A 14,424-nucleotide genomic window follows, 5' to 3' on the forward strand; every position below is an offset into this window, starting at 1 on the left:
CACCAGCGTATTATTGGTTAGCAGGCGATGCGCCAAAATTACCACTGTGAATAGCTTCAATGTCGATGCTGTCGAAACGATACTCTGCATGACAATACTGACAATGCATTTTCACCGCGCCTTCTTCTTCGACAATAGCGAGTAGTTCTGCTTTTTCTACATGGCGTAATGCTTCTGAACTACGCTCTTTTGAACATGTACATTTAAAAGAGACATCTTTAGCAGGAAACATCTCAACATCTTCTTGGTGGTATAAGCGATAAAGAATATCTTCTACCGTCAAAGAGAACATTTCATCTTTTGTCAGTGTTTCAGTTAGCTTAGCAATATGCGCAAACTCATTGGCTTGCGATACATCAGTCGCGCTGGCGTCGGTGGGCAGTACTTGCAGTAATACCCCAGATGCTTTCGGATCTTCAGGATTGCCCATATCAGTCATTAGATGCACACGAGTAGCAAGCTGTTCTGACTGTTCAAAGTAACCCACAATACACTCAGCTAAACTCGGCTTATCAAGTGCCACAACACCTTGGTAGCGTTCGCCTTCATCTGGCGTAATAGTGATAACAAGCACAGCTTGTGTCAGTAATTCCGAAAAGGTTTCGGGTAATGATGCCAGTGATTCATCCCAACGGGCTACACCGCGAAACGTCTGATCGTGCGTAGCATTAATTACCGCATAACTTACCGGCCCCTTGCTTTGAATTTGCAGTGAGATTTCACCTTTAAATTTTAGCGTAGCGGTAAGCAATGATGTCGCCGCCGCCATTTCACTTAGCAACGTTTGAATTTGCACAGGGTATTCATAGCTGTGCACAATTTGCTTCAAGCTTTCGTTTAAGCGCACTAATTCGCCACGAACGTTGGCTTGGGTAAACATAAAGCGGTGTAATTTGTCGAAGTCGCTCATAAGTAATCCTGTTGCGCAGCCGCTTATTGCTGCTTAAATTTAATAATTTGTCGTCGCTGCTTTTTGTCAGGTCGGTGCTCGGGCTTTGGACTGTGAAACGCATTTATTTTACGCGCCACTTGGTTTTCTTCACGTTTTGTTACACTTTCTTGTGTTTCTTCATAAAGTGTCTGCGCCAACGGAGCGCTAAGTCGCTTATCACTTAAGCCTAGCACTTTAATTTCGCGATTATCCCAGCCAGAGGGAACTTTTATCATTGCTCCCAGCTCTACATGCTTGCCTGGCTTGGCGCGCTGTCCGTTGTAATGCACTTTACCCGACTGCACCATGTCTCTGGCGATAGCACGAGTTTTGAAGAACCTTGCGGCCCACAGCCACTTGTCCAGTCTGACATTTTGTGTTGTATTGTTGCTATCCGTTTGGCTCATGTAATAATTTCGTAATGGTGTGGCTTTAGTGTTGTGACCCCCACCTTTACTAGGCTATTATGGGTTTCGCTAAAGCGCGGTTAACCAAAAATTCACTTAATTATAAAAAGCAGTACCATCAGTGGCAGCATGACATTCAACAAACCCAACCCACATTCTCTGGTTGTTTATGTGAACCAGCACCAAAAACAGCTTAATACCCTAGTGGTGGTTCTGCTAAGCCTGTATTTAATTGCTTTTGCTGCCAAAACGCTTTGGCGAATTATACCTGAACCTCAGCTATCTGCGACACCTGTTGTTGCCCGTACACCAGTAGTTTCTTCGCCGTCAGGGCAAAATGGGGTCAACCTGCGCAAAATACAACAGCTTAATTTATTCGGTGACGCTGCGGCTGCCCCGAAAGTAGAGGCCGTTGTTGAGGTCACCGATGCACCTGAAACGCGCTTAAACCTTACGCTGACAGGGGTTGTTGCAAGTTCTGAGCAAGACTCAGGTACTGCAATTATAGAAAATCGTGGAAGCCAAGCGGTATACGGGTTGGGTGAAAAAATTGAAGGCACTAATGCCACATTACAAAAAGTCTATAACGACCGTGTAATTATTCGAAACGGGGCGCGCAACGAAACACTGATGCTTGACGGTATCGACTACGAAGAAGCTAATCGACGCCGCGAACAACTTGCACGCCAGCGTCCACGCGCTGAAGATGACTACGAGAATAACGACGAAGATAGCAGAGAGCTCAGTGAAGAAGCCCTTGAAGCCACCGCCGCATTGCGCGAAAGCCCTGCTAGCTTTACCGATTTTATTTCTATTTCACCGAAGACTGAAGAAGGCCAGCTTATTGGGTATCAAGTAAGCCCAGGAAAAGAGCCTGAATTGTTCAAATCGGCTGGGCTTCAAGCCGGTGATGTGATTTCACAAATTAACGGGCTCGACCTCACAGATATGCAGCAATCGCAAGAAGCGTTGTCAGAGTTACGTAACGCACAAACGATAGAATTAACGATTATTCGAGATGGTAGTTTAACTACGCTCTATTTAGATTTACCTGAGTCGTAAAAAACTAAGAAATAGATTAGCGACAATCGCAACATCAAGGTAGCTAAGACGTAGCACACCATCGACCGATTGGGAAATGAAGGAAGTTAGAATGAAAAGGCGTACTGGCCAACAATTATTATCTCGCTTAGGCACGGCAATGTGTACCGCGCTTATGTGCTTCTCAGTGACCGCCGCTGAGTACATGCCTAATTTCAAAGACACGGATATCAACGAATTTATCAACATTGTTGGTAAGAATCTTGAGCGTACCATTATTGTCGACCCAAATGTGCGCGGCAAAATTAGCGTACGCAGTTACGATATGCTTGATGAAGATCAGTATTACCAGTTCTTCTTAAACGTGTTGCAAGTTTACGACTTTGCTGTGGTTGAAATGCCAAGTGGCATTCTAAAAGTCGTGCGCTCAAAAGATGCAAAAACCTCAAACATTCCCGTAGTAGAAGGCGCTAATCGCGACGGCGACGAGATGATCACCCGCGTTGTACCCGTTTACAACGTTCCGGTACGTGAGTTATCTCCCATATTACGTCAGTTAAACGATCAAGCCGGTGGTGGTAATGTCGTTAGCCACGACCCATCCAATGTAATGATGCTTACAGGTCGCGCGGCAGTGGTTAACCGTTTGGTTGAAATTATCGAGCGCGTTGACCGTGCGGGTGATGAAGAAGTTGAAATAGTCAAACTACGCTATGCGTCTGCGTCAGAAATGGTGCGTATTATTGACAGCATCAATAAATCACAAGGCAAAGCCAATACTGGCGCAAAATCTGAGCCTCGCGTTGTTGCCGACGACAGAACAAACTCGGTTATCGTCAGTGGCGATATAAAAGCCCGTCAGCGTTTGATAAACCTTATTCAGCGCATGGACCAAGAGCTTGAATCCAATGGCAACACGCGCGTCCTATTTCTTAATTACGCCAAAGCCGAGGATCTTGTACAGGTTTTACAGGGCGTTTCAGCAAGTATTCAAGCAGAAGAGCAAGGTACAACAGGTAACACGCGTCGTGGCCGTTCAAGCCGCGAAGTAAGCATTGATGCCCACGAAGACTCGAATGCTATCGTTATCACCGCAGAGCCAGATATGATGCGCTCGCTAGAAGAAGTGGTAAGACAATTAGATATTCGCCGTGCTCAGGTGCAAGTTGAAGCGGTGATTGTTGAAGTCTTTGAAGGCGATGGCACTACTTTAGGTGTTCAATGGGTATCAGAAGAAGGTGGTGGTACGCAGTTTAACAACGGTGTTATCCCTGTAGGTTCATTGGCAGTTGCATTGCGTCAAGCAGAAGATAGAGAAGTAACCACAACGAATATAACCGCCAACGGTGAAGTGGTTGAATCTACCAATACCATTGAAGGTGATTTCACTAATTTAGCCAGCCTACTTGGCGGCGCAAACGGTATGATTGCCGGTATTATTGAAGATGGTTGGGGCGCAGTGATTCAAGCGGTAAGCAACGATACCAATTCAAACATTCTTGCTACGCCACACCTTACCACTATGGATAACGAAGAAGCCTTCTTTATTGTGGGTCAGGAAGTACCTATTATCACGGGTACCACCACAGGTGCTAATAACTCAAATCCATTCCAAACCGTTGACCGTCAGGAAGTAGGTATCAAGCTTAAAGTGACACCGCAAATTAATGAAGGCGATGCGGTTCAACTGCTTATCGAACAAGAGGTATCAAGTGTAAGTGGTGCAACGTCGGTTGATATTTCTATCAATAAACGTGAAATAAAAACCACCGTTATCGTTGATGATGGCGGCACAATTGTGCTTGGTGGCCTTATTGATGAAGACGTACAAGAAAGTATGTCAAAAGTACCTTTACTGGGCGACATTCCTATTTTGGGTCACTTGTTTAAAACCACTTCGACCAGCAAGCGTAAGCGCAACTTGATGGTGTTCTTAAAGCCTACTATCGTGCGTGACGCTGCGACAATGAACGCTATTAGTCATCGCAAGTACAACTACATGCGAGCCTTGCAGCTTAAGCGCCAACAAGAAGGTATCTCGTTGATGCCTTACGAAGAAACGCCAAGCATGCCGCAATGGGATGATGCACTTTCACTGCCACCTTCTTTTGAAGAGTATTTAACAGAGAAAGAAAAGCAGAAAGAAGGTAAGGACTAATATGGCTGGGCAAGGCGAACAAATTACTCAGGCTTTAGAAGCGCAGGAAGAAGCGTTAGAGGCTATGGGTGAAGAGGCAGGTATTCCTGAAGAGGAAGCGGGCCCCAAGCAGCTTTCGTTTAGTTTTGCCAAACGCAATCAAGTGCTATTGGAAACTAATGAGACGCCAGCCGTACTGTACTTTACAGAGAACACCCCTTTTGATGTGTTTGCTGAAGTACGTCGCTTTTATGGCGAGCCATTTGTACCAAAAACAATTCCTGAAGATGAATTTGAAAGCTTATTAACCAATGCGTTTCAGCGTGATAGCTCAGCGGCTAAGCAGTTGATGGAAGACTTAGGCAATGAAAGTGATTTGTTTGCCCTCGCTGAAGACCTACCCGACACCGAAGACCTATTAGATAGCGAAGACGACGCCCCTATTATTAAGCTCATTAACGCTATGTTAGGCGAAGCTATCAAGGAAGGCGCATCGGATATCCACATTGAAACCTTTGAAAACCAACTTGTGGTTAGATTCCGAGTAGACGGCGTATTGCGCGAGATTTTGCGTCCTAATCGCAAGCTCTCTTCTATGTTGGTATCGCGTATCAAAGTAATGGCGAAACTGGATATTGCTGAAAAACGCGTTCCTCAAGATGGTCGCATTACCTTGCGAATTGCTGGGCGAGCAGTAGATGTACGTGTTTCTACAATGCCATCAAGTCACGGTGAACGTGTTGTGTTGCGTTTACTTGATAAGAATAATGCACGGCTAAACCTTGAAGATTTGGGGATGACGCAGCAAAACCGTGGTCATTTTTCAACGCTTATCAGAAAGCCTCACGGCATTATTTTGGTAACTGGCCCCACAGGTTCTGGTAAAAGTACCACCTTGTACGCAGGCCTTACCGAAATTAACTCACGGGATCGCAACATTTTGACAGTTGAAGACCCCATTGAATTTGATTTACCTGGCATTGGGCAAACCCAAGTTAACCCGCGCGTAGACATGACCTTTGCACGTGGCTTGCGCGCCATTTTACGTCAAGACCCTGATGTGGTGATGGTCGGTGAGATTCGTGATATCGAAACCGCACAAATAGCAGTACAAGCCAGTTTAACGGGTCACTTAGTGTTATCGACCCTTCACACCAATACCGCAGCAGGTGCAATTACCCGTTTAGAAGATATGGGTATTGAGCCATTTTTACTCTCATCGAGTCTACTTGCAGTACTATCACAACGACTAGTAAGAACCTTGTGCCCCGATTGTAAAAAGCCACACACGCCAGATGCCTCTGAGCTTGAGATACTAGGGCAAGCAGCAACAAGTGAAACCGTTATTTACTCGCCTCACGGTTGTGCGGCGTGTAATCAGACCGGCTATCGCGGGCGTACGGGCATTCACGAGCTATTGCTCGTCGATGAAAAAGTGCGAGAAATGATGCACGAAGGGGTAGGTGAACAAGCTATTGAGCGCTACATCAGACAAAGTACCCCAAGTATTCGCGAAGACGGCTGTCGCAAAGTACTTTCAGGTGTTACCTCTCTTGAAGAAGTGCTTCGCGTTACAAGGGAAGACTAAATGGCAGCGTTTGCTTATAAGGCGCTTAATGCCAAGGGAAAAAACGCCAATGGCGTATTAGAAGGTGACAATGCTCGTCAAGTACGCCAGCAGCTGCGCGAAAAGGGGTTAATTCCCTTAGAGGTTGAACAGGTTGCCGAACGCGCGCAAAACGATGGCAAAGGTTTATCATTCAGTTTCTTTAAGCCGCGTATCTCTGCGTCTGATCTGGCGCTACTTACGCGTCAATTGGCAACATTAGTTGAATCAGCACTTCCCGTTGAGGAAGCATTGCTGGCCGTTGCTGAGCAGAGCGAAAAGCCACGTCAGAAAAACATGATGATGGCAGTGAGAAGCAAAGTGGTTGAAGGTCATGGCCTTGCTGATGCCATGAGTGAATTTCCTAGCGTGTTTGATGAATTGTATCGTGCCATGGTGGCAGCTGGGGAAAAATCAGGACACCTCGACACCGTATTAAATCGCTTGGCCGACTATACAGAGCGCCGCCAACAAACCCGTAGTCAAATTTCTCAAGCCCTTATCTACCCGTCACTGATGCTGTTTTTCGCGGTAGGTATTATTGTGATGTTACTGACCATAGTGGTGCCTAAAATTGTAGGGCAATTTACTAACTCCGGGCAGGAGCTCCCCATTATCACTAAGCTGCTTATCGCCATTAGTGAGTGGATGCAAAACTACGGGCTGTTTTTGTTTATGGCCATCGTGTTGCTTATTGTAGTGATGCAACGGGTATTACAACAAAAACACATGAAACTACGCTATCACAAACTGTTACTTAAACTGCCATTAATCGGCAAAGTATCGCGAGGAATGAATACCGCGCGCTTTGCTCGCACGTTAAGTATATTAAGTGCCAGTGCAGTGCCGCTACTCGAGGCTATGCGCATTTCTGGTGATGTATTAGAAAATCAGCACATAAAAAATCAGGTGTCTGACGCCGCGGTTAACGTAAAAGAAGGCAGTAGCCTGCGTGCCGCGTTAGATAATACAAAAATGTTTCCACCAATGATGATGCACATGATTGCATCAGGTGAAAAGTCGGGCGAGCTTCAGCAAATGCTCACTCGCGCGGCAGATAATCAGGATAGGGAATTCGAAGCGCTTATTGGTGTCTCACTCAAGGTATTTGAACCCTTACTTATTGTATCGATGGCAGGCATTGTTCTGTTTATCGTAATGGCAATATTGCAGCCAATTCTAGCATTGAACAACATGGTGAATATTTAATGAAAACTCTACGTCGCAGTTCCGGATTTAGTTTGATTGAAGTAATGGTTGTACTTCTAATCATTGGCATAATGGCCGCTATGATCGCGCCTAATGTTATTGGCAGCGGTGAAGAAGCCAAACGCCAAAAAGCAGCGGTAGACATTCAAACGCTCAAAGGTGCGCTGCAAATGTACAAGTTGCGCAATAACCGTTATCCAACGACCGAGCAAGGGCTTGAGTCATTGGTTAGTGCGCCTACTATCGAGCCAATTCCGCGTAACTACCCTGAAGGTGGCTACATCGACCGTCTTCCAGAAGATCCATGGGGCAACCCTTACGCATTGATTAGTCCAGGAGAGCTGGGCGAAATTGACATTTTCTCTAATGGTCCTGATGGCGAACCAGGTACTGATGACGATATCGGTAACTGGAATATTGACGAGTACCTTTAAGGCATAGCAATGCACAGGCTAAGCAGTATAAATAGCAAACAATCGGGCTTTACCCTTATTGAGGTTATGGTTGTACTGCTGCTTATTGGTTTGGCTGCGGGGTATGTAATGTACAACGCCTTTGGCTCAAGCCAAGCGGATTTATTGAAAAGTCAGGCCCAACGCTTACAAGTACTTACTGACATGGCCAGTGACTACGCCGTGCTAAACCAAAGACAACTGGGTATTCGCTTCGAACACGATAAGCACGAGTACTATTTTGTCTATTTGGACGATGAAGATAAGTGGCAACGTTTAGAAGATGAAGAAATGTATGCCACTCACACCTTGCCAGAGCCCTTTACATTCACACTAAACTTGGATGATTTACCCTGGGATGTAGAAGACCGCCTGTTTGACAGAGATTTGTTTGACGAAAATCTCAGTGTGTCTGAAGAGGGAGTAGATATTGGCAATGAAGAAGATAAGTTGTTACCGCCACCGCAAGTCTTAATTATGTCGAGCGGCGAAATTACGCCTTTCACACTGTCGTTTAATTACGAGGGAGACTTTGACGAAGAGGCGGTATATTACAGCTTACAGAATCAAGAACTACCACCACTTTCCTTAGAAGGTCCTTTGGAGCGTCCACTGTGATGCGGTGTTCCCCGACTCGTCGGCGCGCAACGGGCTTTACGTTAATTGAAGTCATGGTAGCGCTGTCTATTTTCGCACTGGCAGGCACAGCTATCTTAAAGGCAGCCAGCGAACACCTTTCTAGCATAGGACAAATTGAGTCGGTTACCTTTGCCAATTGGGTTGCCAGCAATCGGTTAAATCAGCTTCAGCTGGAAACAACGTGGCCACCCAAAAATAACGTTAAGGGCAATATGGAAATGGCCGATCGCACTTGGTATTGGAAGCAAACCGTTACTAAAACAAATGACGACGACCTGCGTTCCGTAACCATTTTCGTGGGTGAAGACAAAACCTATAACGACTCTGTTACGTCAGTAACGACGTTTGTTGCTAAGCCAACAGGCGGTAGTTAAGTTATGGGCAAGCAACGCGGGTTTACCCTTATCGAGGTGCTAATTGCCATGGCTATTTTTGCCATGATCGGACTTGCCTCTACCGCCATTTTAACCACAGTAATAGATAGTAACGAACTGTCAGAAGAACGCTTTGTAAAACTGCAGTTGCTTCAACGTGCCATGACGACTATTGAACGGGATATTCAACAAGCGGTTCCTCGTCCCGTTCGCGTGAACGGTGAAAAGCAAAGTATCGTGATGGCGGGCGGAGAAATAGGCGATAGCGACGATGATGGTATTGGTTTTGTGCGTACAGGCTGGCACAACCCACAACTCATGTTACCTCGCAGTACCCTTCAATATGTTGCGTACCGATTACGCGAAGATAGGCTAGAGCGCCTCTATGGTAACTACGTCGACAATGTCATTGGTTACGAACCTAAGATACGTGTACTGCTTGAGGGCATAGAAAGCTTTAAAGTGGAGTTTGTGGCGGCCACAAATAGCACATCGTCGGTAAAGGAAAGCGATGATTTAACCTGGAGTGAAAGCTATAAAGGCGAGAAACTCCCACGCGCCGTAGCCATTGAATTTGTCAGTGTAGATTTTGGAAAAATTCGCCGTGAATTTGTGTTAACCACAGGTGGCCAATGAAAAACGGCTTCGTAAAACAGCGCCCAGTTCAGCCATCATCACTACCTAAACAACAGGGGGTAGCGCTAATTATCGTGTTAATGGTTGTCGCTCTTGTGGCAGTGCTCGCCACCGAAATGGGCACGCGCTTACAACTTCAGATACAGCGCACCATGAACCTAAAAGATAATAACCAAGCCTACTGGTATGCGCTTGGCGCTGAGGCCTTTGCGCGCAAATCTATTCAAACCCTTATCACCGAAACACCTGATGTTATTTCACTGGATCAGCCGTGGGCGCAAGAATTCAGTTATCCGTTAGAAAATGGTGGGCTTACAGCAAACTTAGAAGATTTGCAGTCATGTTTTAATCTTAACGCTATTTTAGCAGGTGCTAGTAGCAGCAATTCAAACGCCAATGGCAATGCTAATCAAACAGAGGCCATGGAAGCCTTTCATACCATGTTGCTGGCGCTCAATATTGATGAGCTTGACGCCTATACCGCCAATACCATTCGAGACAGCCTGGCCGACTGGGTAGACGATGATGATTTTCCGCGCAGTTATGGCGCTGAAGACAGTGAATATGAGTCTCGCGAGTTTCCCTATTTAGCCGCGAATGGATTACTGGCATCAAAAAGCGAATTGCGTATTATAAACGGTGTGTCTGCCAATTGGTTACGCGCGCTGATGCCGCTAGTGTGCGTAGTTCCTGAGAGCACAGACCTTAAAATTAACGTCAATACACTTGATGAAAAAGATATTCCGCTATTAATGGGGTTAACTGGGTTAGATAATCAACAAGCATCTAGCCTGATTAGCAGCCGTCCAGAAGGCGGCTGGGATGAAGTAAACGACTTTTTAAATGATCCAGTGATCACAGCATTGAATTTGTCTAACACCCGTTTAGACTGGTTCGACGTGAAAACTGCGTATTTTATGTTGCACACAAAAACACAGTACAACAAAGCAACTTTTAAGCTTTCCACCGTGTTTCACGTGAGCACCGACAATGGTGTTAGCATAGTGAGCCGCGAGTTCGGGGGAACCTATTGATGGAACAATTATTGGTGCGATTGGGCGCCAACCATGCCGATCCAATTAGTTGGTTGGTGTATTCACAAACTGAGAATGAAATTATCGCGTCGGGTGAATTACCTGATGCCGATGCACTATCAACGCTACAAGAGCGTGCGGGTCACCGTGCGGTTATTGCATTGGCGCCTAGCAGTGACATCTTGCTTAAGTGGGTCACTTTACCACCTCGTGCGGGTCGTAAGATTTTGTCAGCCATTCCATTTATGCTTGAAGACGAAATTGCCACCGATATTAGTCAGCAGTTTTTTGCCATTGGCCCTAAAAAAGGCGATGAACAAGCAGTAGCCATTGTAAGCCACGAAAAAATGCAGCAATGGCAGCAATGGTTAAGTGAGGCAGGTCTGTTTTGCGACACAATTATTCCTGATGTGTTGGCGGTGCCTGTTACCGAACAAGGTTGGTCTGTGCTGATATTGGGTGAACAATTACTGGTGCGACAAGACACCTTCAAAGGCGTACAAGGCGAGCAAACCTGGCTATTGCCAACACTTGCTCATTTCACTGCGCAGCAGGAGTCAGTGGTTACTATCACTAACTATGCCGGTATCGACTTAGCGATATTGCCTAATATTCAAGAGGCACAAGCGCCGTTAGAATTGCCCATGCAGGTTCTCGCGAAAGAAGCCATGCAATCACAATTTAACTTGTGCCAAGGCGAGTACAAAATTAAGCGTAAGCGCAGTGGCGCATTATCGCAGTGGCGCGTAGCTGCGGTACTCGCTGTACTTGTACTGTGCACTAGCTTAATTGATAAATCGGTAACGCTTTATCAGCTTTCAGCGCAAAACGACGCGTTGAACGCCGATATTGATAAAACGGTAAAGGCAGGGTTCCCCAATATTGGCACGTATCGAAACGTTAAATTAAAGCTGCAAAGCGAATTGGCTAAGCTGGAACAAGGTGGCGGGAATGCTTCTATGTTGGTCATGTTAGATCAGTTAACACCAGCCTTTTCATCAACGGGTGTTAAGCCGCAGACGTTGCGTTTTGACGCCAGCCGCACTGAAATTCGCATTCAAGCGCAAGGCAAAAACTTTGAAGCGCTTGAACAGTTTAAACGCACAGCAGAAAACGCAGGCTTTGTGGTAGAACAAGGCGCTATTAACAACCGCGACAATGGCGTGGTAGGTACAGTGTCTATTAGGAGTACCTCATGAACGCATTATTAGAAAGGTATAAAGCGCTAACCGAGCGCGAGCAAAAATTAGTATTAGTGTCAGCGGTTGTGATGGTAATCGCACTATTTTATTTTGCCGTTTGGGCGCCACTTAACAGTGCCATCGACCAGCAAAAGAAGCTGCTTGATAACCAACAGTCGTTACTTGTCTGGGTTAAAGATAGCGCTGCCCGTGCGCAGCAACTAAGACGCAGTACGAGTGGTCAGCGTGCGTTTTCAGGCTCGCTACCACAGGCCGTGAATCGCACCACCAGCCAACACAATATTGAAGTATCTCGCATGCAGCCACAGGGAGATGAATTACAAGTGTGGGTTGACCAAGCCGCGTTCAACAATGTGCTTGAATGGTTAAAAGCCATGGAGAGTATGGGTGTCGTAATTCTACAAGCTGATATTGCAGAAGCTGATGCTGCAGGCCATATCAAGATCCGTCGTTTACAGTTAGGAAAAGCATGAAGTCAAAAGTCTTTTGGATTTTAGGTGCCATCGTTGCCTTTTTCATTTTTGCCATTGCTTATATGCCAGCGTCTCAAGTACTTGGCCGCGTAGACTTACCCAAAGGCATATCAGTAGATAAGGTCAGCGGCACACTGTTTGAAGGTAAAGCCCAAACTGTTGTGGTGAACGGGCTACCCGTAAACAACGTAAAATGGCAACTCAGCCCGCTTGCGCTATTTGTGGGTCAAATTAGATTAGATGTAAAAGCCGGTAATATTCGCGACAAAAACGACATTGCATTTGAAGGCCCAATTAAAACCGGGTTGTTCAGCCAATCGTCGATAAGCACACAAGACTTCACTTTGTATTTACCGGTTGACCGTGTTATTGCTCAGGTGCGCTTGCCTTTGCCCGTTAATGCAGGCGGTCGTTTTAAAGTGAAACTGGACGAGCTAACCTTCGGTCCCACGTGCCAAGCCTTAAATGGAACAGGAGACTGGCTTAACGCCACCGTTGCCGGTACCCAAGGTCCAATTGATTTTGGTACGTATTCCGCCAAGCTGCGCTGTGAAGGCGATGATATTGGCATAACCGTTAGCGAGCCGAACCTGCTTGGTCTTTCGATGGATGCCGTGGTTGCACCTTCATTTAAGAAAGTGAATGTCAGTGGTAAATTTAAACCAGATGAAAGTTTACCTGACGAGGTACACCAAGCATCTCGATTATTTGGTACGCCTGATGCTAGTGGCTATATCGCTATCAAACTTTAAAATAACTAAAATACTCTTATGCCCTTGCATATTTGCAAGGGCATACGGAAATTGATTCAACAAAGGATTGTACAATGAACAAACCTCTCTTAATTGGCGGTGGCTTAACACTCGCTGCTCTTGCCATTTCACCTTATTTCATCGGCAACGGTTTACAAGACCGTGTAAACACAGCGATTGATGCCGTTAATGAACAAGTGGTTTACCAAGCCAGCATTGCTTCGTACGACAAAGGCTGGTTTAGCTCTCGTGCAGAAATAGACGTTGCCATCGATTTGGCGGCATTAATGTCGGCACAACAAGTCGACCTTGACGACACACTACCCGACGGCAACCCCACCGTAAAAGTAACGCTAACTGCAAACCATGGTCCTGTGTACTTTGGTGACGGGGTAGGCATTGGTAAGGTGCACTATACCGTTTCAGTTGATGGCAGTGAACTGCGCGAGTATGCGTCGTGGGATGAAACACAAGCTATTTACTTGAACGAAGGCGTAGCGGGACTGTTTGGCGGTCTAACTTATCGAGACGAAATCCCGGCCTTTAGCGCAACCAGTGACGAAGATGGTACAACATTAAGCTTTTCGGGTTATAAAGGCGAGGCCACACAGCAAGGCGATAATATAGTTTATATCGCGTCGAGTGATGAGTTTACTGTTAAGGGCCCAGCACTCAACATGGAAATGGCTAATATTTCTGTGAACGCCCAATACGCAGGCGATATTATCGCCGCTATGAAAGGCGAGCTGTTCGATTCCGAATTGGCGCTGAAAATTGCCACTATGTCCTTTACAGACTTTGAAACGAATAGTGATGTTGCAATCAAAGACATTACATTCAGCGCCGATACCGATGTGAACAAACAAACGAACTTGGCGAATGTGTACGTAGAGTATGGTGTGGGCGAGCTAAATGGCCCGGATATAGATGCATCAGACATGACTCTTGGTGTCGCGGTAAATAACTTGCAGCTTGATTTTATCCGCGCATACCAAGATTTCAGTAATGAAACCTTACTGATGCCCGCTGAAGAAGTGCCAGCAAAAATGATGGCGTTTGTTCAAGACAACCTGCTTAAGCAACTTAAAACTGAGCCAGAGATAAATATTACCAAGCTAACCGCAACGGTTCCTGAAGGGTCGTTCAGCGCTCATGCTAATACAAAATTAGTAGGAATTACTGCCTTACCTGGCACATTAGAAGATGTGGGCTATTGGGTGAGTCACTTACTTGCCGATGCAACGATTACCGCAGATAAAGCGTTTGCTGAGAGTATGATGTCAGGCTATATGATGGGACAAATATTGGCGAACCCTCAAGCCCAAGGCATGAGCCCTGAAGAAATACAGGCGGCTGCCGATCAGCAAGCGCCAATGATGATTAATTCTTTTGCACAACAAGGGTTAATAAAAGTCACTGAAGACGGTTACGAGACACAATTAACCCTTAAAGATGGCAAAGCCAACGTTAATGGCACTCCCATACCATTGCCATTTGCACCTCAATAAACGTTGAGCGCTAATACGCCTTA

Annotated in this window: 15 protein-coding genes; 13 read left to right on the forward strand and 2 right to left on the reverse strand. The window is 46.0% G+C overall.

What is annotated here, in order from left to right; genetic code table 11:
- Nucleotides 1–10: 10 nt before the first annotated feature.
- Together hslO and hslR are read right to left on the reverse strand one after the other, a co-directional pair.
- Nucleotides 11–910, reverse strand: coding sequence for an Hsp33 family molecular chaperone HslO (hslO, locus tag OZ660_RS19150; protein WP_159625588.1), 900 nt, complete (start codon nucleotides 908–910; stop codon nucleotides 11–13).
- 23 nt (nucleotides 911–933) lie between these two features.
- On the reverse strand, nucleotides 934–1,338 hold the full coding sequence (gene hslR / locus OZ660_RS19155; RefSeq protein WP_274742054.1) for a ribosome-associated heat shock protein Hsp15: 405 nt from the start codon (nucleotides 1,336–1,338) through the stop codon (nucleotides 934–936).
- A 129-nt stretch (nucleotides 1,339–1,467) separates the two neighbouring features.
- Between hslR and gspC the strand changes: the two genes are divergently transcribed.
- The 13 genes from gspC to OZ660_RS19220 all read left to right on the forward strand — a co-directional run bounded on the left by gspC (nucleotide 1,468) and on the right by OZ660_RS19220 (nucleotide 14,401).
- Complete coding sequence (gene gspC, locus OZ660_RS19160) at nucleotides 1,468–2,400, forward strand: type II secretion system protein GspC (protein ID WP_202262908.1); 933 nt, start codon at nucleotides 1,468–1,470, stop codon at nucleotides 2,398–2,400.
- Nucleotides 2,401–2,491: 91 nt separating this feature from the next.
- The gene (gene gspD / locus OZ660_RS19165; protein WP_202262909.1) at nucleotides 2,492–4,537 is read left to right on the forward strand and encodes a type II secretion system secretin GspD; all 2,046 of its coding nucleotides are present in this window, start codon (nucleotides 2,492–2,494) and stop codon (nucleotides 4,535–4,537) included.
- Between the two features lies 1 nt (nucleotide 4,538).
- Entirely contained in the window at nucleotides 4,539–6,104 is a 1,566-nt protein-coding gene (gene gspE, locus OZ660_RS19170) for a type II secretion system ATPase GspE (RefSeq protein WP_274742055.1), read from the forward strand.
- Nucleotides 6,105–7,331 carry a type II secretion system inner membrane protein GspF gene (gspF, locus tag OZ660_RS19175; RefSeq protein WP_274742056.1) on the forward strand — a complete coding sequence of 409 codons (1,227 nt, stop codon included), beginning with the start codon at nucleotides 6,105–6,107 and terminating at the stop codon, nucleotides 7,329–7,331.
- Nucleotides 7,331–7,765, forward strand: coding sequence for a type II secretion system major pseudopilin GspG (gene gspG / locus OZ660_RS19180; protein ID WP_202262911.1), 435 nt, complete (start codon nucleotides 7,331–7,333; stop codon nucleotides 7,763–7,765). Before gspF ends, gspG begins: the two co-directional genes overlap by 1 nt.
- Before the next feature lie 9 nt (nucleotides 7,766–7,774).
- Nucleotides 7,775–8,401, forward strand: a complete 627-nt coding sequence (gene gspH / locus OZ660_RS19185; RefSeq protein ID WP_274742057.1) for a type II secretion system minor pseudopilin GspH — start codon at nucleotides 7,775–7,777, stop codon at nucleotides 8,399–8,401.
- Nucleotides 8,401–8,796 carry a type II secretion system minor pseudopilin GspI gene (gene gspI, locus OZ660_RS19190; RefSeq protein WP_159625638.1) on the forward strand — a complete coding sequence of 132 codons (396 nt, stop codon included), beginning with the start codon at nucleotides 8,401–8,403 and terminating at the stop codon, nucleotides 8,794–8,796. The genes gspH and gspI overlap by 1 nt, the downstream gene beginning before the upstream one ends.
- A gap of 3 nt (nucleotides 8,797–8,799) precedes the next feature.
- Nucleotides 8,800–9,432: a type II secretion system minor pseudopilin GspJ gene (gene gspJ, locus OZ660_RS19195; RefSeq protein WP_274742058.1), complete on the forward strand. Its 633-nt coding sequence runs from the start codon at nucleotides 8,800–8,802 to the stop codon at nucleotides 9,430–9,432.
- Nucleotides 9,429–10,466: a type II secretion system minor pseudopilin GspK gene (gene gspK / locus OZ660_RS19200; protein ID WP_202262915.1), complete on the forward strand. Its 1,038-nt coding sequence runs from the start codon at nucleotides 9,429–9,431 to the stop codon at nucleotides 10,464–10,466. Before gspJ ends, gspK begins: the two co-directional genes overlap by 4 nt.
- A complete protein-coding gene (gene gspL, locus OZ660_RS19205; protein WP_274742059.1) occupies nucleotides 10,466–11,665 on the forward strand; it encodes a type II secretion system protein GspL in 1,200 nt (399 codons plus the stop codon). The genes gspK and gspL overlap by 1 nt, the downstream gene beginning before the upstream one ends.
- The gene (gene gspM / locus OZ660_RS19210) at nucleotides 11,662–12,141 is read left to right on the forward strand and encodes a type II secretion system protein GspM (RefSeq protein WP_159625567.1); all 480 of its coding nucleotides are present in this window, start codon (nucleotides 11,662–11,664) and stop codon (nucleotides 12,139–12,141) included. The genes gspL and gspM overlap by 4 nt, the downstream gene beginning before the upstream one ends.
- Nucleotides 12,138–12,893: a type II secretion system protein N gene (locus OZ660_RS19215; protein WP_226431801.1), complete on the forward strand. Its 756-nt coding sequence runs from the start codon at nucleotides 12,138–12,140 to the stop codon at nucleotides 12,891–12,893. The genes gspM and OZ660_RS19215 overlap by 4 nt, the downstream gene beginning before the upstream one ends.
- Nucleotides 12,894–12,967: 74 nt before the next feature.
- Entirely contained in the window at nucleotides 12,968–14,401 is a 1,434-nt protein-coding gene (locus OZ660_RS19220) for a YdgA family protein (protein ID WP_274742060.1), read from the forward strand.
- Nucleotides 14,402–14,424: the final 23 nt, after the last annotated feature.

This window comes from Alteromonas sp. 009811495 (assembly GCF_028865455.1).
Lineage (GTDB): Bacteria > Pseudomonadota > Gammaproteobacteria > Enterobacterales > Alteromonadaceae > Alteromonas.

Bases quoted from the DNA above. Each gene is read 5' to 3' on its own strand.
- hslO (WP_159625588.1), bottom strand. From the start codon at position 910: ATGAGCGACTTCGACAAATTACACCGCTTTATGTTTACCCAAGCCAAC.
- hslR (WP_274742054.1), bottom strand. From the start codon at position 1,338: ATGAGCCAAACGGATAGCAACAATACAACACAAAATGTCAGACTGGAC.
- gspC (WP_202262908.1), top strand. From the start codon at position 1,468: ATGACATTCAACAAACCCAACCCACATTCTCTGGTTGTTTATGTGAAC.
- gspD (WP_202262909.1), top strand. From the start codon at position 2,492: ATGAAAAGGCGTACTGGCCAACAATTATTATCTCGCTTAGGCACGGCA.
- gspE (WP_274742055.1), top strand. From the start codon at position 4,539: ATGGCTGGGCAAGGCGAACAAATTACTCAGGCTTTAGAAGCGCAGGAA.
- gspF (WP_274742056.1), top strand. From the start codon at position 6,105: ATGGCAGCGTTTGCTTATAAGGCGCTTAATGCCAAGGGAAAAAACGCC.
- gspG (WP_202262911.1), top strand. From the start codon at position 7,331: ATGAAAACTCTACGTCGCAGTTCCGGATTTAGTTTGATTGAAGTAATG.
- gspH (WP_274742057.1), top strand. From the start codon at position 7,775: ATGCACAGGCTAAGCAGTATAAATAGCAAACAATCGGGCTTTACCCTT.
- gspI (WP_159625638.1), top strand. From the start codon at position 8,401: ATGCGGTGTTCCCCGACTCGTCGGCGCGCAACGGGCTTTACGTTAATT.
- gspJ (WP_274742058.1), top strand. From the start codon at position 8,800: ATGGGCAAGCAACGCGGGTTTACCCTTATCGAGGTGCTAATTGCCATG.
- gspK (WP_202262915.1), top strand. From the start codon at position 9,429: ATGAAAAACGGCTTCGTAAAACAGCGCCCAGTTCAGCCATCATCACTA.
- gspL (WP_274742059.1), top strand. From the start codon at position 10,466: ATGGAACAATTATTGGTGCGATTGGGCGCCAACCATGCCGATCCAATT.
- gspM (WP_159625567.1), top strand. From the start codon at position 11,662: ATGAACGCATTATTAGAAAGGTATAAAGCGCTAACCGAGCGCGAGCAA.
- OZ660_RS19215 (WP_226431801.1), top strand. From the start codon at position 12,138: ATGAAGTCAAAAGTCTTTTGGATTTTAGGTGCCATCGTTGCCTTTTTC.
- OZ660_RS19220 (WP_274742060.1), top strand. From the start codon at position 12,968: ATGAACAAACCTCTCTTAATTGGCGGTGGCTTAACACTCGCTGCTCTT.